20 protein-coding genes are annotated in these 20,286 nt (G+C 45.2%); 7 read left to right on the forward strand and 13 right to left on the reverse strand.

The genetic code is table 11. The annotated features are described in order from the left end of the window. Nucleotides 1-22 precede the first annotated feature (22 nt). Nucleotides 23-1,045, forward strand: coding sequence for a LacI family DNA-binding transcriptional regulator (locus B9D94_RS15265; RefSeq protein ID WP_063479444.1), 1,023 nt, complete (start codon nt 23-25; stop codon nt 1,043-1,045). A 208-nt stretch (nt 1,046-1,253) separates the two neighbouring features. Beyond that, complete coding sequence (locus B9D94_RS15270; RefSeq protein WP_148247405.1) at nt 1,254-3,236, forward strand: DUF4832 domain-containing protein; 1,983 nt, start codon at nt 1,254-1,256, stop codon at nt 3,234-3,236. 142 nt (nt 3,237-3,378) lie between these two features. Here the strand turns inward: B9D94_RS15270 and B9D94_RS15275 are convergent, their stop codons facing one another. Continuing rightward, nucleotides 3,379-3,750: an iron chaperone gene (locus B9D94_RS15275; RefSeq protein ID WP_148247406.1), complete on the reverse strand. Its 372-nt coding sequence runs from the start codon at nt 3,748-3,750 to the stop codon at nt 3,379-3,381. Between the two features lie 219 nt (nt 3,751-3,969). Between B9D94_RS15275 and B9D94_RS15280 the strand changes: the two genes are divergently transcribed. Beyond that, nucleotides 3,970-4,557, forward strand: a complete 588-nt coding sequence (locus B9D94_RS15280; protein ID WP_006210115.1) for a YdeI/OmpD-associated family protein — start codon at nt 3,970-3,972, stop codon at nt 4,555-4,557. 25 nt (nt 4,558-4,582) lie between these two features. Here B9D94_RS15280 and B9D94_RS15285 read toward each other — a convergent pair whose 3' ends face one another. Both B9D94_RS15285 and B9D94_RS15290 read right to left on the reverse strand, forming a co-directional pair. Next, nucleotides 4,583-5,113 (reverse strand): hypothetical protein, encoded by a 531-nt coding sequence (locus tag B9D94_RS15285; RefSeq protein WP_148247407.1) that lies wholly within the window; start codon nt 5,111-5,113, stop codon nt 4,583-4,585. A gap of 106 nt (nt 5,114-5,219) precedes the next feature. Further along, nucleotides 5,220-5,732 (reverse strand): PadR family transcriptional regulator, encoded by a 513-nt coding sequence (locus B9D94_RS15290; RefSeq protein ID WP_148247408.1) that lies wholly within the window; start codon nt 5,730-5,732, stop codon nt 5,220-5,222. Nucleotides 5,733-5,947: 215 nt separating this feature from the next. Between B9D94_RS15290 and B9D94_RS15295 the strand changes: the two genes are divergently transcribed. From B9D94_RS15295 to B9D94_RS15305, 3 genes are all read left to right on the forward strand, one after another. Next, the gene (locus tag B9D94_RS15295) at nt 5,948-7,177 is read left to right on the forward strand and encodes a cytochrome P450 (RefSeq protein ID WP_006210112.1); all 1,230 of its coding nucleotides are present in this window, start codon (nt 5,948-5,950) and stop codon (nt 7,175-7,177) included. 287 nt (nt 7,178-7,464) lie between these two features. Further along, nucleotides 7,465-8,412: a helix-turn-helix transcriptional regulator gene (locus tag B9D94_RS15300; RefSeq protein ID WP_148247409.1), complete on the forward strand. Its 948-nt coding sequence runs from the start codon at nt 7,465-7,467 to the stop codon at nt 8,410-8,412. Nucleotides 8,413-8,477: 65 nt separating this feature from the next. Continuing rightward, nucleotides 8,478-9,023, forward strand: a complete 546-nt coding sequence (locus B9D94_RS15305; protein ID WP_082834401.1) for a DinB family protein — start codon at nt 8,478-8,480, stop codon at nt 9,021-9,023. Nucleotides 9,024-9,085: 62 nt separating this feature from the next. Here the strand turns inward: B9D94_RS15305 and B9D94_RS15310 are convergent, their stop codons facing one another. From B9D94_RS15310 to B9D94_RS15350, 9 genes are all read right to left on the reverse strand, one after another. Next, on the reverse strand, nt 9,086-10,108 hold the full coding sequence (locus B9D94_RS15310) for a serine hydrolase domain-containing protein (RefSeq protein ID WP_148248800.1): 1,023 nt from the start codon (nt 10,106-10,108) through the stop codon (nt 9,086-9,088). A 2-nt stretch (nt 10,109-10,110) separates the two neighbouring features. After that, the gene (locus B9D94_RS15315; RefSeq protein ID WP_148247410.1) at nt 10,111-10,941 is read right to left on the reverse strand and encodes a MerR family transcriptional regulator; all 831 of its coding nucleotides are present in this window, start codon (nt 10,939-10,941) and stop codon (nt 10,111-10,113) included. Between the two features lie 210 nt (nt 10,942-11,151). After that, nucleotides 11,152-12,303, reverse strand: coding sequence for an AI-2E family transporter (locus B9D94_RS15320; protein ID WP_006210107.1), 1,152 nt, complete (start codon nt 12,301-12,303; stop codon nt 11,152-11,154). A 385-nt stretch (nt 12,304-12,688) separates the two neighbouring features. Next, a complete protein-coding gene (locus B9D94_RS15330; protein WP_148247411.1) occupies nt 12,689-13,654 on the reverse strand; it encodes a DUF4097 family beta strand repeat-containing protein in 966 nt (321 codons plus the stop codon). 213 nt (nt 13,655-13,867) lie between these two features. Continuing rightward, nucleotides 13,868-14,026 carry a hypothetical protein gene (locus B9D94_RS31010; protein ID WP_006210105.1) on the reverse strand — a complete coding sequence of 53 codons (159 nt, stop codon included), beginning with the start codon at nt 14,024-14,026 and terminating at the stop codon, nt 13,868-13,870. 41 nt (nt 14,027-14,067) lie between these two features. After that, on the reverse strand, nt 14,068-15,522 hold the full coding sequence (locus B9D94_RS15335) for an alpha/beta hydrolase family protein (protein ID WP_148247412.1): 1,455 nt from the start codon (nt 15,520-15,522) through the stop codon (nt 14,068-14,070). 128 nt (nt 15,523-15,650) lie between these two features. Further along, entirely contained in the window at nt 15,651-16,631 is a 981-nt protein-coding gene (locus tag B9D94_RS15340; RefSeq protein WP_148247413.1) for an alpha/beta fold hydrolase, read from the reverse strand. A gap of 315 nt (nt 16,632-16,946) precedes the next feature. Next, nucleotides 16,947-18,320 carry a sensor histidine kinase gene (locus B9D94_RS15345; protein WP_006210102.1) on the reverse strand — a complete coding sequence of 458 codons (1,374 nt, stop codon included), beginning with the start codon at nt 18,318-18,320 and terminating at the stop codon, nt 16,947-16,949. Further along, on the reverse strand, nt 18,317-18,991 hold the full coding sequence (locus B9D94_RS15350) for a response regulator transcription factor (protein ID WP_006210101.1): 675 nt from the start codon (nt 18,989-18,991) through the stop codon (nt 18,317-18,319). The genes B9D94_RS15345 and B9D94_RS15350 overlap by 4 nt, the downstream gene beginning before the upstream one ends. A 211-nt stretch (nt 18,992-19,202) precedes the next feature. Here B9D94_RS15350 and B9D94_RS15355 point away from each other — a divergent pair, with 211 nt between their 5' ends. After that, the gene (locus B9D94_RS15355) at nt 19,203-19,751 is read left to right on the forward strand and encodes an NAD(P)H-dependent oxidoreductase (RefSeq protein WP_148247414.1); all 549 of its coding nucleotides are present in this window, start codon (nt 19,203-19,205) and stop codon (nt 19,749-19,751) included. Nucleotides 19,752-19,776: 25 nt separating this feature from the next. On the opposite strand, the gene B9D94_RS15360 is transcribed toward B9D94_RS15355, so the two are convergent. Further along, nucleotides 19,777-20,154: a winged helix-turn-helix transcriptional regulator gene (locus tag B9D94_RS15360; RefSeq protein WP_148247415.1), complete on the reverse strand. Its 378-nt coding sequence runs from the start codon at nt 20,152-20,154 to the stop codon at nt 19,777-19,779. Between the last annotated feature and the right edge of the window lie 132 nt (nt 20,155-20,286).

Raw genomic sequence — 20,286 nt, forward strand, 5'->3', positions numbered from 1 at the left:
TAAAAGGAGAATGTGTTTATTTATGAGTACGATTCGGGATGTTGCTAAATTAGCCAAGGTATCCACTGCCACCGTATCCAGAGTTCTAAACAATGATACGAAATATAAAATCACCGACGAAACCCGAGAAAGGGTATGGCAAGCCGTTACTCAGCTCAACTATAAAATCAGCGCAAGCCCCAAGCGAAAGGTTGCCCCCAAGGATGATGCCGAGAGCAAGTCCCATATCAAAATCGGATGCATCCTGAGCGTGACAAAAGATAAATATAACGACCCTTATTTCATGTCGATTCTATCGGGTGTGGAAGAGCGGTTGCTCAGTGCAGGATATAACATTGCCTTTATTCGCACAGGAATAGAGCTGAATGATAATAAGGTTCTATTCAACACCTTCAGTGAACCGATTACCGGCCTTATCCTTATGGAATCCTTGAACAGCGAGACTTACGAGTATATACGCAAGCAGGTCCCCTATATCGTGGGCATTGACACGGAACGCGGAGATATCGACAATGTGGGCTATGATCATTACCATGTAGCTTCTATGGCAGTAAACCATCTCATTGAGAAGGGACATACCCGTATTGGTTATATCGGGGGAAGCGGATTAACAAGCAACTTAAAAGACAGCCGCCGCTATCGAGGTTACTATTCCACCATGCATGCTGCCGGATTGTCAGTAAATTCAGATTGGGTTATTGATTGCATGTGGGATGAAGCGGTCTGTATCGAGAAAGTCAATCATTTATGCAAAACCAGGAATTACCCTACCGCCTTCTTCGCCGCCAGCGATCTGATGGCGATGGCGGCCCTCAATGGCTTGTACAACAACGGCATCTCTGTTCCTCATGAAGTGGCTGTTATAGGACTTTCCAATATCGAGGTTTCCAAGTATTCCAATCCTCCGCTATCCACGATCGATATCCCAACCAGAGAAATTGGTATGGTCGCTGTCGATAACTTACTAGACCGAATCAACGGAAACGTTCTCCTGCCTAAGAAGGTTATTCTGCCCAACCGCTTGGTCGTACGCAGCTCTACTTAGGTATGGGGCGACACACGTACAGGTTTAACAACCTGCGCCAAATCAAGGATCAAGCACCCTGACACGGTGCTCTTTTTTCATAGTACATGAACATTCTGCTTATGAAAGGGGGTGAGCGCTTCGAATCCAATAGACTGATTTTCCAAGCTGGAAGAATGCTGGATATGCGGCTGTACAGGCAACCCATCATATTGTAAGGAGGTTCTTGATGAAAACACGCGGTAATTCAATGAAATTGACATTTATTCTTGTTACGATGACGGCTATTCTTCTTACCTTGTTCCCTGTTTCACCCTTTATTTCGACTGCGGAAGCTGCATCTATCGTCGTAGACGGTGACTCAAGCGATTGGGCAGGTATTCCGGCAATCTCCACCAATTCCGGGACAGCCAGAGTCTTAAAGGCTTCCCACGATGACGTGAACCTTTATTTACTTGTCGAAGGCTCAGGTCTCAGCACCACCATGGGGAGTTTCTGGCTAAATACAGACGGGAATGCTTCAACTGGTTATCAAGCCTACGGTTGGGGCACAACCGGGATTGAATGGCTGCTTGAGAATCAATCGCTATACCGTTATTCAGGTGACGGAAGCAGCTGGAATTGGGATTGGTCATCCACGCTGTCTTCTTCGCAATATGTACGGACCTCATCAACAATCGAGGCAGCCATTCCACTCTCCACGCTTGGACTCACAGTAGGCAGTACCGTAAATATCGGGTATCTCGACAACAATTCGAATGTGAATCGGCTGCCGGCGCAGAACCAATCACTCCCCGTCTATACCATTAATGAGAGAAGTCCCGGAGGAAATATGATCGAATTTTATCCGCCTGAGCTGAATGATCCGCTTAACAACCCGTTCAAGGGCTGGGCTCCTTCAGCGAAATCCACCAGCTATCCCCAGGACCACCGTCTGGTTTATGTCGGTGTCACCTGGAAGGAGCTGGAGCCGACCAAAGGCAGCTATGATTTCGATGCCATCGAAGCGGCCAATCATTTCAGCTATTGGCAAAGCCGCGGCGTCAAGGTCGTGCTGCGCTTTATTCTCGATAGTCCTACCGGCGTGCCTCACCGGGATATTCCCGATTGGCTGTATAACGATATGGTCAGTCTGGGACAGTCGCCCGGCACCGCTTATCAAGATGCAACCGGAGGTATGGGAGCTGGCAACAATACGGGCTTCTCCCCGAATTACAGCTCTGACTATCTGATTGCGAGACACAAACTTGCCATTGAGGCCATTGCTGCACATTACAACACGCCTGACAGCCCGATTGCGTTTGTGCAGATCGGTTCGCTGGGCCATTGGGCAGAATTTCACACTTGGCCCTACGTAGGGCCGAACGGGGAAAGCAACTACACAGGCGCATTCCCTCCAAACTCCATATCCAACCAGTACATTCAACACTATATTGATGCCTTTGCCGCTCAGGAGGATCATACGCAGTTATTGATCAGACGGAGCGTGGAATTGGCCAAGAATAATAACAAAGGCCTCATTCTCGGCATGTACAACGATGTGTTCGGCGATCAGCCGAGCTTCGATTCCGAATGGGGCTGGTATACGGGCACACAGAACGGATATTGGGACGATATCGGTCAGCAGCAGCCCAATCACGCCAACTTCTGGGACACCCGTGTTTCTGGCGGTGAATTTTACGGTGGTGCCTATGGCATGAATGCTGCACTTACGACAGGCAGCGGCTTTAATGAGACGCTCCGGCAAACGGAGCTCAGCAAACCGAGCTGGCTGGGACCGAATGCTCCAGCTTCCTTGTCCCTGGGCAATCCATTGCAAGGCAATATGAACATACTTAAGAAACGAATGGGTTATCACTTTGTTGTGAACAAAGCAGCGTACCCGCAAGCGAATAACGGAAGCACACTGGATGTATCCATCCACGTGGAGAACAAGGGCGTTCAGCACTTCCCGTTCAACTGGCCTGTTGAAATTCAGCTTCGCAGTGGGGGCACCATCGTGGCACGTCAATCCACGTCAGCGGACTTGAGAACCTGGAGAACGGGAATGCACACAGTCTCAGGCTCAATCTCTACCAGCACACTGCCAAGCGGCACCTATGAACTGGCCATCGCCATCCTGGACCCTTCAACCAACCGTCCGGGGGTTGATTTTGCGAACACCGACAGGCTTGCTGATGGAGCTTATAAGCTCGGTACATGGACCAAATAATAACGCTATAATGCAACGAGCAGCAGACCTGCCACCCGTTAGAGACGGGCAGGTCTGCTGCTCTTCTATGATCACTATTTTTCACTATAGCCCAGACGTCTTGCCGGGTATTGGGCTTCTTACATCGGACATCCAAACTACCCTATTTTCGCCAAAAAGTAGAACAGTCTGCCTTATCTTCTATATTGTACTCGATCATCTTCTCAAGTAACGAATAGTCCACCGGGCCGTCCCATCGGATACGGACCAGTTCCTTCGTGTGGTCATAACCTGCCTGCACTATGTCCTCCGAGAAACGGACAATCCCTGCCTTTTCAGGGGCAACGGCCATATGTTGCTTGGATGCGCTGAAGCCGATAATAAAGGTATCGTGATCGGTAAACATCGGCTGGTTCCACGCGATTTTCGGCTTTAAATTCGGAAACTTCCCAACAATCCAGGCGAAGATTTCCTCCATTCGCGCTCGATGATCCGGGTTGTCAATGCCCTTCAAATAATCTGCAAAAACCTCCATGTGGCTTCCCTCCTAAAATCCAAACGATATTTTCATCGTATTGCGTACATTATACTATAATCCCCGCTTCTTCTGATCACAATGCATACCCCCCCTTATATAAGGGAGAGGGCGTGGCCATATTGATATATAGAGACTGGAACTGTACAATCCATTAAAAATCATTACAATTAAGCCATATAGAACGTTGATGCGAGATAAATGAAGGAGTGCTTCTTAATGACGAATACTAATCCTAAGGTGGATGGATATCTGCGTAAAATCAAGAAATGGAAGGCAGAATCCGAGAAGCTGAGGGAGATTATTCTGGACTGTCAGCTGACCGAAGACTTTAAGTGGATGCATCCTTGTTACACGTTTCAGAACAAGAACATCATATTGATCCATGGCTTCAAGGAATATTGTGCGGTTCTGTTTATCAAAGGTGCTTTGTTAAAGGATCCACACGGCATTCTTATTCAACAGACAGAAAACGTACAAGCAGGTCGTCAAATTCGGTTCACCCATGTTGAACAGATCATCGAAATGGAAACTGTCTTGGAAGCCTATATTCATGAAGCCATCGAAATTGAAAAAGCCGGCTTGACCGTGGATTTCAAAAAGAATGATGAGCTTGTCATTCCTGAAGAGCTTCAACATAAATTCGATGAAGTCCCAGGCCTGCAAACGGCTTTTGAAGCCTTGACCCCTGGTCGCAAGCGTGCTTACGTACATTATATTAATCAAGCCAAACAAGCCAAGACGCGGGAGTCAAGAGTCGAGAAACATGTGCAGCACATCCTTGATGGCAAAGGATTGAATGATTAGATTCCTATCACTAGAGTCAGATCCATTAAGGGAAGTTCATGTATTCTAATGGCTTAATATGCGCTTCCGCTTTATGAAGAAGAATGAAAAACGCTTTAGAATTCTCGTATTCTTTGGGCAGATCATTGATGAAGAGTTGAAGCTGCTGCTGCGTGAAGCTTAATTTTTCTTCGGAATCGGATCTGTCCCTTTTCATTAGCTGACTCCGTACAAGAGATTCATATGAATCTCTTAATCTCAAAAATTGATCCTTCAGGGAAGCATATTCATTCCCGTGGGTCGTCTCATTCATCATCAGATTCAATCGATCATGAATGAACGCGATATTGGACAATACGTCAAACATAGCGATTGCGGTTGATTCAGGATCGGAGTCTGTATCGACCGCTTGATCCACAACTTTCTTCAATGTCATGACATTGGACATAAAACCGCTGTAGTATTTTGCATTCGTTTCTTGATTAACCCGGTTTGTCTTGTTGTTAATAAGTAAGACGATAGATATCAATACAAGAAATACGAAAATGAGGATGGCTGCTTTTTTGTGTATTACCATGATGTTGAATCCTCCCTGCTGCTGTTCTGCTCTTATCGTTATCGTACGAATACATTTTGAGTCATAACCTCTATCCTCTCATACAAAAAGCCTTCAAGATGCCTCTCTAGCTGTCCGTCTTACGAATCAACTCATCAATCCACAGCATTTCTCCCTTTACTTGGGATATGGAAACTTGCAGAACTTCATTTCTGTACCAATCGTCCACGTGTTTGCCTTCCCGTTTCTTAAGATCTTCCCAAAGCGCTTCCAGGTCTTTTTTTCTCATGTTTAATATTCGGAGTTGATTATCCCGAGAAATGCGCTGAAATAGCGACACTCGGATGAGAAATTCGATTTGATGCTTGGCGTCTTTCTCCGAAAATGCGTTGATAAGATCCGTAATTTTGGTTTTACCCGCCTCGGTTATTTCATAAACGAATTGATTGGGTTTACCATCCTGTTCGTTTATTTTTTTAGTAATCAAACCCTGTTCCGTAAATCGGCGCAAAGTGGGATATAACATATTGTGGTTAACATCTGTTAAATAACCCAAATCCCGTTGTATTTCCTTCTTGATCTCATATCCATGCTTAGGAGCCATTTCGATCTGGATCAATATAAGTAGTTCAATGTACATGTATTCTTACCTCTCCATTAGATTCAATGTTCTTTTTGTACGAATATAGTAAGCTTACAGCCTACGAATTCGTTCTTCAATCATAACTCGACAAATAAAGACGATTAGGGTCCTTTTGTCTTAGGCCATTAGCAAGATTCTCCCCTTGTTTATATATGTTAAAATAACATGTGTTAAATTAACTCCACTAAAATTTAGCAGTTGGGAGGAAAGATATGAATAATGAAATTATCTCTTTAGAGGAAATTACTCAATTTCAATCGCCAACCGAGGAATTCAATCCTTATGTGTGGTACAAACACAAACTGCAAAATGAACCGGTAAGCTATAATCAGGCAACCGATACCTGGAATGTCTTCCGTTACCAAGACGTCAAGCGAGTGCTTAGCGACTACGATCACTTCTCCAATGTGAGGATGCGCACAACCATCAGCGTAGGCGCAGATAATGATGAGGGTAAACATATGGGCAAGTTTAACCTGATGACAGATCCTCCGGAACACAGAAAAAGCCGCTCCCTGCTCTCTGCCGCATTTACTCCTCGCAGCTTGAAGCTGTGGGAGCCCCGGATTCAGGAGATCGTGAACGAACTTATCCATGAGATGGAAGAAGCCGAGGTCATTGATGTTGTTAAGGATTTTGCCAGCGCTCTGCCTACGATCGTGATCGCAGACTTGCTCGGCGTTCCTTCACAGGATAGACAATTGTTTCAACAATGGGTATACGATTTATTCCTTCCCATCCCCAAAGAAAATACTGAAAGCGTAAATGAGCTGAAACGCCGCGCAGCTAAAGAGTATTACAGTTATCTCTACCCTCATATCGTTCAGAAAAGAGCAAACCTATCAGACGATATTATTTCAGATTTGATTCAAGCCGAGGTGGATGGTGACCGATTGACCGATGACGAAATCGTAAGAACCACGATGTTTATCTTAGGTGCCGGTATTGAAACGACAAGCCATCTGTTAGCCAATACATTCTATGCATTCCTGTATGATAATAACCAAATCTATGCGGAAGTTCGAAATAACCGCGAGCTGCTCCCTAACACCATGGAGGAGATGCTCCGTTATCGGTTTAATATTGCCAAAATGGATCGGACCGTCAAACAGGACAACAACTTGCTTGGGGTTGATTTGAAAAAAGGCGATGTGGTTGTTGCGTGGATGAGCGCTGCAAACATGGACGAGGAGGTATTTGATAATCCCTTCACATTGGATATTCATCGTCCCAACAACAAACAGCATTTGACCTTTGGCAACGGACCCCATTTTTGCCTGGGTGCTCCGCTTGCCCGATTAGAGGCTAATACCGGGATTGGCCTCTTCATGGATAAATTCTCTCGGATTGAAGCTGTGCCAGGCTTTAAGCTTGAAGATAACTTGACTCCATCCGCAGCGGGACAAATGCTCTCCTCCCTGCCCGTTCGTGTATACCGATAGAGTCATTCAGTAAAAAGAAACACCTTACATCATAAAACGAGGCAGCCACCCAAGTGTAAGGGCGGCTGCCTCGTTTTAGTCATAAGCGTAAAATACTACCCACCTGTAAATGCAATCCGCACCAATTGTCTATCTGGAAATATCAACAGCTAATTTATAGTTTTTGCCTATTTGTAGTAGAATAATGAGAAGTGATGCCATATAAACAATCTTTTAAGGTACCCTATTAATTAGGGGGATCTTGAATTTTAATAGGTAGCGAATCTCTCGGTAAAGGATGCATTGCAATGAACAAAACGGATCGTTTATTAGCCATAGTGCTTGAGCTGCAGCGTAACGAAGTGTTACGAGCCGAGGATTTGGCCGCTATATTTGAAACAAGCGTGAGGACAATCTACAGGGATATTCAGGCTTTGAGTGAAGCTGGCGTATCCGTGATAGGGGCTCCAGGTCAGGGATACTCCTTAATGGAGGGGTATTTCCTGCCGCCTGTCAGTTTCACGGTGGAAGAAGCAGTGACGTTACTCATTGGGACAGATTTTATCGAGCAGTGGTTCGATACCCACTACAGCAGTAAGTCTCGCACTTCTAGAAAGAAGATTGAAGCCATTCTTCCGGAACCGATCCGCAGTGAGGCAACCCGGATTCGCAAGAGCTTTCGTTTGCTAGCAACCGCTGAAGATAAAACACGAATACAAGAGAAGACATACTTGGAAGTGATTCGCCGGACAATACTGGAGGAGAGGAAAATAAGTTTTCACTATTCCAAAAGAATCGCTGAAGCTAATGGGAACCGCCAAAGTGTTCGTACGGTTGCTCCTTATGGACTTGTGCTTCATCAAGGATCATGGGTACTCATTGCATGGTGTGAATTGCGTCAAGATATCCGTCATTTCCGGTTGTCCCGAATGACGGAGCTGATCGAACTGGAAGATAGATTTATGCTGCCAGCAGATTTTCATTTAGATGTATACCAGCCTCCAGACGATCGTAACGTCAGAGTGCGCATCTGGGTCCAACCTGACATTGCCGATAAGGTAAGGGAATCGAACAACTACTATATAGACACCATAGAGGAACAAGCGGAAGGTTTGCTGGTGAACCTTCGCGTTCGGCAGCCTGAGGAATTGCTGCATTGGGTGCTTGGCTGGGGAGCCGGAGTGGTTGTGCTGGAGCCGGAATCCTTCCGACATCGGGTTAGAAACGAACTGGAAAAAACGTTAAAACGCTACTGACATAATGGTGTCAGTAGCGTTTTTGTATATTTAGATAAGAAGAAGACTAAAGGAGCTGATCCATGATGATTACAACAAAAGAAGCATTACAACGTTTTGAAGAAACTGCGACACATTATATTCACGAACTGGATCAATTCAATATAGAGCAGTTGAAGGAAGTGCCAAGTGACAACGAGTGGTCTATCGGACAGATGGTTCAACATCTCATCAGTTCGGCGCTTGATATGCAGCTTCGTAATCTGGATCAATGCTTGATGCCAAGCCAAGATCCCTTGGTTCCTCGAACGGAAAAAACCGAGCTTGGTGCGGCTGTATTTGCTCAAGGAAGCTTCCCGCCCATTCGAATTCATGTTCCACCTTCCCCACAATATACGCCGAAGCAGCCAGCAAGCAAGGAGCAGCTCATTCAAGGGTTACACACGGTTATCCAGAGAATGAAGGAGATCGAACCGAGCCTTAAAAAAATGTCCAAAGAGAATACAATGCCCCATCCGTCATTCGGTGGACTGTGTGCGGAGGAATGGTTTTTGCTTGTTGAAATGCACTACCGGCATCATCTTCTGCAGCTGGACCGCTTAAAACAAGGATTGGTACGGGAAGCAACATAAACAAATATAAGCGACAAATGGCCCTCGCTTTTAACAAGATAGGGGCCATTTGTCGCTTACCTTTAGTCTATAACAGCCGGGATGATGTATTCCTTAATCAGTGCCCACCTGTCCCGGGGATTCATGATGAACTCGGAGGCAATGGCTACGACCAGCTCCATTTCCGGAATACAGCAAATCACATTGCCGCCATCGCCTAGCGCCAGGTTGGCACGTACTCCGGCTTCTTCGCGCAGCCACCATAAATAACCGTAGTTATGGGGATTCATCGTTGTAGATTCGTCAATCCAGGACCCCGATATGATCTGGCGGTTATCCCATAAGCCACGGTTCAAATAGAGGAGACCCACTCGTGCCATATCGCGGGGACGAAGCGTAAGCCCCCATCCTCCCGTGGAATGACGATGGGGATCTTCAACCCATCCTTTCACGTTCTTCCCAAACAGATCCTCAAACCCGAATGATGTCATCCCGTAATCCGGAATTACGTTCATGCCGATAGGCTTAAACAATCTCTCGTTCGCATAAGCGCGGGCATTTTGTCCCGTACTGCGGGTAAGAATGGCTGACAGCAGATGCGCCCCAGCGGTTGAATACTTAAATGCACCAATATCTCCGCCCTTCCCCAGCATATCCAGCGTATACTTCACCCAGTCAGGCTGCATGCACAGCTTATCGAGGGGTTCATGCCAGTCCTCGAATGGATAAGGAGCCGTCATTGTCAGCAGATGGCGTATTGTGATTTCCTGCTTCTGCGGATCAATAGCATCAGGAGCATACTCAGGGAAAAAATCCAGCACCTTCTGGTTCACCGTTTGAATGCATCCTTCATCTATGGCTATACCAATAAGGGCAGACAATATGCTTTTTGTTACGGATGCGACATGAATCGCATCATCCGGGCCATAGCCATTGTAATATCGCTCATAAGCAATATGCCCATGCCTCACAACCACGATTCCGTTTATATTGCTGTACCCGGAATTAATGGCAGACTCAAGCTCTGACAGCTTCCCTACATCCATTCCCAAAACTGCAGGATCCTCAGTTTGCCATTCTCCGGTTGGCCATTCATAATGCTGCATCATCAGCCCCTCCTTCTCTTCACTGGAAAATACACCTCGGTCACGCAGTCCTCAGAACCCATGGCTCGTTTAGGGTCGGTTATATAAACTTCATATGGCGAATTCTCCAATTCGTATCCCTCGCGTTCAACCCATTCCATAAGGGTTGCATATACCGACGTCAGCTCCGAATATGAGCCCTTTAGGACAGACTTCGCACATAGACCTCCAGACAAATCTCGCGTCCCGTCTACCGTCTCCTCGATCGGGATGGCAAACTCGGTATCATTGCCGTCAGGCTTGTAATCAGAGCTGTGATAAATCGTCATGGGCGTACCCAGCAAGGTGAGTTTTTCAGTTGCAATCTGTTCGTACAAACTCCCGAAATATGTTCCATATCCTAGAGCGTAGTCGTCACCTCTTATCATCTGACGCATACTAAGAATTCGGATGGACGGGGTTTCAACGAGTTCTACTTCAATGCTGTCGAGGTACGACATCAGGGGGACGCCTTTCTCTAAATTTGAGATATCAAGACTCATTAATTTCAAAGTGTGTTCTATAGCATTCAGCTTCTCCAGCATCTCCCTTCTCTTACGACATAGATCTGCACAGAGCAGTTCTTCAGATGGATCTTCTTCCCGTTCCAGAATAGCTTTAATTTCTTCCAGGGAGAAATGATAGGATTTCAAACGGTTGATAAAAAGCATCTTTTTGAGCTGACTGATGGAATAATACCTGTAACCGTTCTCCGGGTTAATCTCATCGGGAAGAATTAATCCGATCTCCGCATAATATCGAAGCGTTTTGGTAGATACTTCGCATATTTTCGAGAATTCTCCGATGGACAGCATGGGATCACCTCATTCTTTTTGTTGGTATACGGATGAACGCTTCAAGTCCGAATCTTTGTTCCATTACAATGTACACGTTGCCCTAAGGACAAAGTCAACGGTTCAGATCTGGCTGTGCTGAGATATTTACGAGAACGTTGATACTATGATCATTGTTCATGAAGCAGAAACTCCCGCCTTCCGGCTGATCGCCGTTGGACGGGAGTTCAATTACTTCAGATGGTTTGGCGGTGAATCATATAGCCCTGATGTGTCTTTAAACCATTTAAAGATGTGGGTTGCGCAAACCTTAAGCACCGCATACCCGGGAACGGCCAGCAGAATGCCGACGACACCAAACAGATTACCCGATGTGAGAATAACGAAGATAATCGTGATCGGGTGAATTTTAAGCGTTTTGCCCATAATCTGTGGTGAGATAAATTTGCCTTCGATCAACTGTACGATTGTCCAGACTGCCACCATCTTCAGCAGCATCACGGGAGAAGTAACCAGAGCCACAATCAGCGCTGGTGTAATCGCGATCGCTGGCCCCAGATAAGGTACGATACTCGTAAACGAGGCAATGATGGCCAATATAAGTGCATAGTCCAGACCAATGATCATGTAACCGATATAGAGCAAAATACCGATACAAAAGCTGACGATAATCTGTCCACGGATGAACGAGCTGATCTGGTGATTAATGTCTTGAAGTACGTGGAATATGCCGGAACGGCTCTTCGTTGGCAGGAAAGACAAAATCTTCTGCGGCAGCTTTTTGCCGTCTTTCAGCATATAAAACAGAACGAATGGCACCGTCACGATCGACAACACAATCTCGGTAAAAGCCCCCAGGAACCCGCCCACTCTGGCCCATGTATGGTTGAATATTTCCGTAGCTTTCTGAGTAAGGGTATTCCACCAATCCTGAGAGTTAATGCTCACTGCATCCTGAAGCTGACTAAACAACTGACTGCCCGTAAGCTCCTCGAATTGCAGCCTAACATTCTCGCTATATCTCGGGAAATTGTCAATCAGTCCCGTAATTTGATTGCGCAGCACCGGAATGACCGCAAGCACGACCACCGTCAGTATACCCGCAATAGCCAAATACAGGATAAGTATGGACCATCCGCGTTTGATATTCCTCTTTTCCATGATATCCACAAGGGGATTAAGCAGATAATACAGTATTCCGGACAGTATGATCGGCAATACGATCGTCTTGATCAACACGGCGAGCGGGTGCAGCACAAATGAAATCTTGCTCAGCACCAGTATGTTGACTCCCGCCAGAAGCAGAATGAGCAGCAGAAGTACAAACTTGTTGTTCAGAAAAAATCGCTTGAACCGATCCGGCCAAATGCGGGGTTGTTCCATATATGTCCTCCCTCACTTATGTAACGTTTAGTAAAATGTTGCGCCACTTCATACAGAAGAAATTCAGCAGCTGCTATTAAAACTAACGTTCGTTAACTTCATTCTTTTAACTATAATATTGAACCTGGTCCCATGTCCAGTTCACCAGGTTTAAGCTAGAAAAATGCATACAGTCCTTCTTCAAAGTACGTGTATTCCTGCTCATTTATTATCCTTTTTCCATATCCTTCAAAGAATGTATTCTTCTCGGATGGAGTTTCGATGGCGTCAGGCTTAGGGCGAAACCCTCTCCATTATACGGGCTGCTGTCGATTCCATGCGAGCAAAAAAGACATCCGATCCCGGATGTCTCTACTTTTTTGCAAACCAAATGAGCACTCATTCGTTATTTCAATATGAAATTTCCGGACCCTGTGCGAACCTTTAATATCACGCCGCCATTGCCGAACATTCCCTTTAATCGGTTCTCGTCTTGGTCATTACCCTCATAACGGATTCCGTCCCACTTCAAATCCCAATTGCCGGAGCTTCCTTCAAAATCAACTTCCAGCGAGGAAGGCTCTTTAGCGAGATCGATGGTCACACGGCCGCTGCCTGATCGAAGATCGGTTTCATGCATGATCCCGTCCGCTTCAAGAAGTATACTTCCGGATCCCGTTTTTCCTTGTATCGCTGATTCTCCGCCCTTCAGTTCGACCTTGCCGCTGCCACTCTGAAAGCTTAACTCCGAAGCCTCATAGCGTTCGGCCGATATATCGCCGGAGCTTGACTCCAACAGGATCGAATCAGCAGCAATCTCCTCGGCTTTAATGTCACCGCTGCCGGTGTGTACGACCCATTCGCCGCCCTTCACTTGCTGCACGTCGACATCACCGCTGCTTGCCTTGATCGTAACCGAATCTCCCTGCAATCGCGCGATTTCGATATCGCCGCTGCTGCTGTCAATCTCGGCGGATGCCCATTGTTTCTCCGGCAGCTCCACCGTCAGATCCAGATGCATGATCCGTACGCCCACGTCGATACCTTGGGGTACATCTATCCCAAGCTCCAGCGTATCACCGTTTGGTTCTGCCTTCAGCTTCACTTGATCCGCCCACTTTGGACTTACTTTTCCGTCTAGGCTAACCTTAATCTGATCGGTATTCCCTTGAACGAAATGGATATCACTGCTTCCTGTGTGAAGGTTCAAGTGACGGAAATCGTTCGCGTCGAAGGTCTGCCCTTCGCTGATTTCTTGAGTATCCAATGAAAAGCCGAAGTTGATACCCGAAAAGATTTTTATCGGGTTCATCGTAATAATCAGCAGCAGCACACCCACCGCAACGATCAACAAACCTGTTTTTTTCTGCATAACGTATCTCCAGTCCTTCCATCTTTACGATTCCACTTCCGCTGCAAATCCGAAGTCCTGTTCAGTATATCACCCTGAAAGAATGCTAACATTAGGCCTGGGAATGAGATTGGAGCCCCGACTTTAGTCCAGTTCCGCAGGCAAACGGAAAAAAGCCGCGATTTCTCGCGACTTCTAATGCAAACATATCTTCACTTGTGTTTTCCCATATTCTTACTCGTTTAATGAAATTTCAAATTGGGAGCCAGCCTCACCTGCAAATACAATACGTCCGTTCTCTGGCAAGATGACCTCATTCTTACCGCTGACCACGGTGTGATTAATACAAATACCCGTCTGGTCATATACTGCAAAGGCATTGAGATAGACCATTGAAGTGTATTTCTCATTCTGAGTTTAAATGTTTTGGTTGATTAGAGTTCTTCCGGGTCTATAAATTTCACCTCTGGATACATGTCGCTCGGTCCCTGAATCAGATTTCCACCCGTTCCTTTTAGTTGTTTATTAAAGAAATCGAGTACATATTGATTAACAATGCTTGATCCTCTTTTACCATTGATATCTCCTGTTATCCCCGACAGTTTAATTAACTCCGAATAGAATTGAAGGTCCGTGAAATTGAAGTGCTGCGTTCCTTCTACATAAATCACATTTCCCCCATGTTCGATAACATTTTTCATAATGTGCAGCTCATCTGAGAGAAATTTATTGACTTCATTATCCGAATTTCTATCATTTTCAAAATTGACTAACCAGTCTTTAAAACCTCCCGATCTGATGAACATAAACGGCTTGTTTATATCATCTCTATTTTCCACTTCATTTAGTGACCCGTCCATATTGACCCCGGCCTTGACTCTTTGATCTAAATAAGTTGTATTAAACGCCGTTGCACCCCCAAAAGAATGCCCCATCACGCCTATGTTTTTTAAATCGATCTTCCCTTTAAATTGACTTTCAATTGCACCTAAATTTAGCTTTTCGATTTCATCTAGTATAAACTCTACGTCTTCTGTCCATATATTCCCGATTTTTGTACGATCATCTATGGTTGTCATCTTTGTTTTATAATCCGTTACACGGCCATCCGGAAAAATGGTAGCAAAGGTGCTGTACGTATGATCGATTGTGACTACGACAAAACCATGACTGGCCAGATTCTCGGCCTGTGATGCCTGTAAAACTCGACTGGTTCCCATGCCATGAGATAGCAGTACCAAGGGATAAGGGCTTGTAGAAGGCAATATTTCTACATTTTCATACGAGTTGGTTCTATTATACTTCCAGTAGTCGAGCACAAAGGCGGGCAGCTTTAAAGAAGTAGAGAAGCTCTGAATATACTTTTTGAACATTTCTGTATCACTTGGAAAAAGAGTTCCACGCTTGTTGTTATTCCTATTTTCAGTAGGGTACCAAACTTGAACCATTAGCTCCCTCTTATCGCTTTGATCTTCAGTTAAAACTTCATCTCTGTTTTGATCCGTAAAATGAAAGGTTTGAGTACCCACTTTCTCTGGGCCATCAGGCTCCGGCAAATCAAAAACAGGTAAGTATGCAGACAAGACGGTAGAACCCACAAGCAGAATGACGATTAGGGAAGATAAACTATATTTCAACAGCTTTCCTATTTTTAGATTCACCATCTTACCTGAATGCCTGAATGAAACGATGAGTATGAATAGAGCCGTCATGATATATACCAGAAGTAATTGCCATCTGTATCCTTCAACCAACAATTGAACTACAAATATCACGCTACTTCCTATAGCCAAACCCAATCCTGTTTTCTTTGCACTTCTTTTAATAAACAATAGATCTACGAGTAAAGCGAAACAGGATAGAACTAAAAGTATTTCAAATAATCTCATATGTAACCCTCTCTTTCATTACGGATATCAGCCGAAATGGACAAACTGTGGAAAGCCGCCCCACGGGACGGTTTCTCACATTCATTAATGCACATCTGTGAAATCACGAGTGGACTTTTTCAGAACATTTACTTCGCTTCGTTCATAAAGGTTCTAACATCTTCAGCTATTTCTTTAAATAAAGTATGGTGCAAGTAATGCTCGCCATCCATTGTTATTACTTTTCCATGTACCGAGTCTTTGATCTGCCCTTCATGCAGAGGTATCCATCCTAGTACGTCTTCATTATTCCCTTGTACAAAGAGAAGAAGAGGAAGATCTTTGGGGAAGGTTAAACCTTGAGCCCCTTTAAAATTGGAAGAAATATGATCCATCTCATTCAACATCGTGGAACTGTTTGAGTTTTTATTTGACAGCATTTTCATCTGCTCGACGGTGTGATCATCAAATGGGAGTCCAGCATAAGGGTCACCACCAAATTTAACCACTAATCTTTGGAGACCTGATTTTTTAATAAATCCGAACATTTTTGTAGGTAATTTGGCATCAATACCCGGTTGTGTTGGAACACTGCTGTCAATTCCGACGAATGCAGTTACCTCATCCGGATATTTGTTCACATAATCAATGCCGTAAATGCCTGCAATGGAGTGGCCCATAAGCATATATTTGTTAATATTAAGCTGCTGTAGAGCTTCATGAACTTCACTTACGATATTTTCTGCGGTTCGTTCTTTTACAGTTCCATCACTCAATCCATAGCCGAAAGGCTCAACTGCAACAACTTTGTAAAATGGAGATAATTCATCAATAAGCAGCTTAAAATCTAGCGCTGGTGCTGCTGTTCCATAACCGGGAAGAAGCACGATTGATTCCTTGCCTTCGCCTTGAATGTACACATTCATATTTTTCCCGTCTACAGACACGTGCTGGCCGTATGGCTCTATCTTCTTCGCCTCTGAGTTGCTACTGATCACATTCGTGATATAAACAATACCTAGAAACAGAACAATGGCGATTACGATTGCTCCTAATATTTTAAGTATAATGTTACGTACTTTCTTGGCCCTCGATCCATTCTTCGCTTTCTTTTCCTCTGGTTGCGTCACTCTCATCTTCTCCTGTCTTGAACTGTTTGTCGTGAATCATTCATTGCTGCTGCGGCTCATTGGATTTCCATGGCTATAACGATTGTGTGTCTGCTCCTATGCTCATCTGTTTAATGGCCGTAACAAGCCGTTAATGCAAGCCTAACCAACCAAGATGTCCTCACCATGACGACAATATGAACGGAGTATGAACTAACAACAAAAAGGCCACGTTTCACATACAAGGAAGCTTGTATGTGAAACGTGGCCTGAAAATTCGGTTTAAACCATAATCCAGTGTATATTCTGTTCTGTACATTCATCTCTCCTGTATGTCTAAATATCGGTGGGTGGAGTGATTGGCAATGAAACGATGAAGGTCGTTCCCTGACCAACTTCGCTTTCCACAACGATATCACCTTGATGAAGCGATACAATCTGTTTAACGATAGCAAGTCCCATACCACTGCCATCATACTTGCGGCTGTGAGAACGATCCGCCTTGAAAAAACGCTCAAATATGCGCTTCTGGTCTTCGAGAGGAATCCCAATGCCTGTATCGGAGATTCGGACGATTACAATTTTGACATCCAGCTTGATGCTGACGTGAATCACGCCGCCGCCATCCTTGGAAAATTTGATGCCATTGCTGAGGATATTTGTCCACACCTGATTCAATTGGTCATGATCAGCCGTTACTTTCACATTCTGCAGCTCAAGCTCAAAATGAATATTGCGGGCAGACCACTGCGGCTGGAGGGCCACAATGACCCTTCTGATCTGTTCATCCAGACTGAGTGTGACCAGCCGGGGCTGCTGTGACTGCGATTCAAGCACACTCAGCTTGAGCAGGCTGTCACTCATTTTGGATATCCGCTTTGTCTCAGCGATGATAATATCAAGATAACGACTTCGTTCGTGATCGGCGAGATTCACTTGCTTCAGCGCTTGAGCATACCCCGATATCGAGGTGAGCGGAGATTGAACCTCGTGCGACACGTTTGTCACAAATTCCCTGCGCATCTGCTCCAGCTGCTGCAGATCACGCATCATGTCCTCAAAGCTGCGGGCCAGCGTCCCGAGCTCCCCTGTTTGCTTGATATTAAGCTTGACGTTAAAATCTCCAGCGGCGATTCGCTTGGTCGCTTTTGTCAGTTTTTTGATGGGTCTAACCAGGAATATAGAAGCAATCAAAATCAAGATGCTCCCTACAATCAACGAACAAGATGCAAAGATCAACGCCCACTTGACAACAAAAGAGGAGGATGGTGGGGCGAGCGTTTCCAGAAACATCGCTTTCGTTCCCATTTCCGTTTTCAAGGGCAGCCCTAAGAGGACCGTAGCAATACCATTCGGAGTGTCCTGAACAACGCCTCCTCCCAATACCTTCTGCAGCTGCTCCGTCGACACAGCGGCAGGCTGATCTTCATGATACTTACCATAGGACTGGAACTGTCCCGATGCTTCGTAAATTCGAATATGATAGGAATCGAGCTGCTTCATTCCGCTTACGAATGAATCCGCTTCATGTAATGGAAGGATCTTGTAAATCTGCACGATGTCTTGGGCGAAGTTACGCAAATTGATCCGAGCATTTTCGTTCAGTTTATCCTCGAATATTAAAGTAGACATAAAAAAAGAAATGACCGTGCCGGCGATGACAGAGACCAAAAATGTCAGGACCACACGAATATATAACGTTTTGATCATTCGTAAACCTCAAGCCGGTACCCCAAACCGCGCACCGTCTCGATCCGAAAATCGGGCGTTTCCGCGAACCGTTCACGCAGTCGCTTAATATGTACGTCTACCGTTCGATCATCTCCGGCATAATCAATTCCCCAGATTTGATCAATCAGCTGCTCGCGCGTATAGACTTGTCCGGGTGTTCCAGCGAGCTTATAGAGCAGCTCGAATTCCTTCAGCGGCAGCGTGAGCGACTCTGTCCCTCTCGTCACCTTGTATGTCTGCCGATCCAGAATGATGTTGCCAAAGTGGACCGTCTGAGTGGATCCAATCTTGTATCGCTTCAGTAATGCTCTGACACGAACCGTGAGCTCCAACGGATCAAACGGTTTCGTTAAATAATCATCCGTTCCCAGTTCGAATCCTTTCACTTTCTCCCATGTCTCACCTCTTGCAGTCAGCATAAGCAGCGGAAGATCCGGATTAGCTCTTCGCAGCTCCTTGCACAGCGTCCAGCCATCCATAATTGGCATCATAATATCGAGCACAACCAAATCGACGGGTGTTGAACCGTAAACGGCCAGTGCTTCCTTGCCATCCCGTGCCTCAACCGTTGTGAAGCCGTCGTTTCTCAGAAATAAACAGACGAGCTCGCGAATGTTCGGATCATCGTCAGCAACCAGTATCGTAGGCATCTAGTCCCTCTTTTCCTATATCCATCCTGTAGAGTAATCACCATTATACTATAAATAAATTTAAAACCTAAAAGCGTGGATCATTGAGAAATACTAGAGTTTAGAGTAACACTCACCTTTTGGTAAGTACCTGTAGTAAAAGTGCATACTTACGTATTCGAAGTCCACCCATTATACTCAGGAAGTAATCATCCTGAAGGAGGACAAATCATTGAAAACACTTGTAATCGTCACACACCCAAGCATAGAAACATCCGTCATTAATCAGCGGTGGGTGGAGGAACTCCAGAAATATCCGGACAAATATACGGTACACGAACTGCATAAGGCTTACCCTGACGGAAACATTGATGCAGAGAAAGAGCAGCAATTAATTGAAACGCATGGCAGCCTCGTCCTGCAGTTCCCTGTCTATTGGTTCAATTGTCCGCCACTTCTTAAGAAATGGCTTGACGATGTTTTTGCTTACGGCTGGGCTTATGGTTCAGGTGGAGGAGATAAATTAAAGGATCGCAAAACGGCTTTGGCTGTAACAGCTGGAATCAAAGAAGAGGATTATCGTGAAGAGGGAAAATATCGCTATACACTTGAACAGTTACTGACACCATTCGAAACAACCTTCCTATACTGCCGTGCGAATTATCGCTCGTTCTTTGCGTATTATGGTAAAGAAACGGAGCCTGGTGTAAATGCTGAGTCGGCTTCAAGCGATCTGGAGACAAATGTGCGAGAGTACTTGAATTTTATTGACAGCCTGTAAAGATCGCTCTCATCCAGCCGTATGTTCAACACAAATTTGAAGCCTGCCGCTGCGCAGCATCCAGTGGCAGGCTGCTGTTCTTCTCTCCCCACTCACACATCATGTTTAACAGCGGAATGAGCGTAAGTCCGCGTTCTGATAATGTGTATTCCACTTTGGGCGGAACCTGGGGATATTCCGTGCGAACGATTAAATGATCCGCCTCCAGCTCTTTTAGCATGACACTTAGCGTTTTATATGATATGGTGCCGATTTTTCGTTTCAGCTCATTATGACGCATCACTTTATTTTCAGACAGCCAGTACATAATGATCATTTTGTACTTACCGCCGATTAAGGACAACGTATATCCAAAGCCGGTCTCTTTTACCCCCACGCCCGTCGGTACACAGGTTTCGCTCACAAGTTACACTCTCCTTCTGAATCGTTTCGATATCGACAAGATGAACTGGCAATAACCGCAAAGCACGGGTCCCTGTCGAAAATTAATCTTATCATAAACAATAATTAAAAATTGCAGCATCCCTTATTCTTC

Origin of the sequence: Paenibacillus sp. Cedars (genome assembly GCF_003184205.1) — a bacterium.
GTDB classification, from domain to species: Bacteria; Bacillota; Bacilli; order Paenibacillales; family Paenibacillaceae; genus Paenibacillus_AQ; species Paenibacillus_AQ glucanolyticus.

Coding starts and splice junctions, on each gene's coding strand:
- B9D94_RS15315 (WP_148247410.1), bottom strand. CDS start 10,941: ATGCTGTCCATCGGAGAATTCTCGAAAATATGCGAAGTATCTACCAAA.
- B9D94_RS15295 (WP_006210112.1), top strand. CDS start 5,948: ATGAATAATGAAATTATCTCTTTAGAGGAAATTACTCAATTTCAATCG.
- B9D94_RS15310 (WP_148248800.1), bottom strand. CDS start 10,108: ATGCAGCATTATGAATGGCCAACCGGAGAATGGCAAACTGAGGATCCT.
- B9D94_RS15330 (WP_148247411.1), bottom strand. CDS start 13,654: ATGCAGAAAAAAACAGGTTTGTTGATCGTTGCGGTGGGTGTGCTGCTG.
- B9D94_RS31010 (WP_006210105.1), bottom strand. CDS start 14,026: ATGGTCTATCTCAATGCCTTTGCAGTATATGACCAGACGGGTATTTGT.
- B9D94_RS15280 (WP_006210115.1), top strand. CDS start 3,970: ATGACGAATACTAATCCTAAGGTGGATGGATATCTGCGTAAAATCAAG.
- B9D94_RS15300 (WP_148247409.1), top strand. CDS start 7,465: ATGAACAAAACGGATCGTTTATTAGCCATAGTGCTTGAGCTGCAGCGT.
- B9D94_RS15345 (WP_006210102.1), bottom strand. CDS start 18,320: ATGATCAAAACGTTATATATTCGTGTGGTCCTGACATTTTTGGTCTCT.
- B9D94_RS15320 (WP_006210107.1), bottom strand. CDS start 12,303: ATGGAACAACCCCGCATTTGGCCGGATCGGTTCAAGCGATTTTTTCTG.
- B9D94_RS15265 (WP_063479444.1), top strand. CDS start 23: ATGAGTACGATTCGGGATGTTGCTAAATTAGCCAAGGTATCCACTGCC.
- B9D94_RS15275 (WP_148247406.1), bottom strand. CDS start 3,750: ATGGAGGTTTTTGCAGATTATTTGAAGGGCATTGACAACCCGGATCAT.
- B9D94_RS15290 (WP_148247408.1), bottom strand. CDS start 5,732: ATGTACATTGAACTACTTATATTGATCCAGATCGAAATGGCTCCTAAG.
- B9D94_RS15270 (WP_148247405.1), top strand. CDS start 1,254: ATGAAAACACGCGGTAATTCAATGAAATTGACATTTATTCTTGTTACG.
- B9D94_RS15305 (WP_082834401.1), top strand. CDS start 8,478: ATGATTACAACAAAAGAAGCATTACAACGTTTTGAAGAAACTGCGACA.
- B9D94_RS15350 (WP_006210101.1), bottom strand. CDS start 18,991: ATGCCTACGATACTGGTTGCTGACGATGATCCGAACATTCGCGAGCTC.
- B9D94_RS15285 (WP_148247407.1), bottom strand. CDS start 5,113: ATGGTAATACACAAAAAAGCAGCCATCCTCATTTTCGTATTTCTTGTA.
- B9D94_RS15335 (WP_148247412.1), bottom strand. CDS start 15,522: ATGAGATTATTTGAAATACTTTTAGTTCTATCCTGTTTCGCTTTACTC.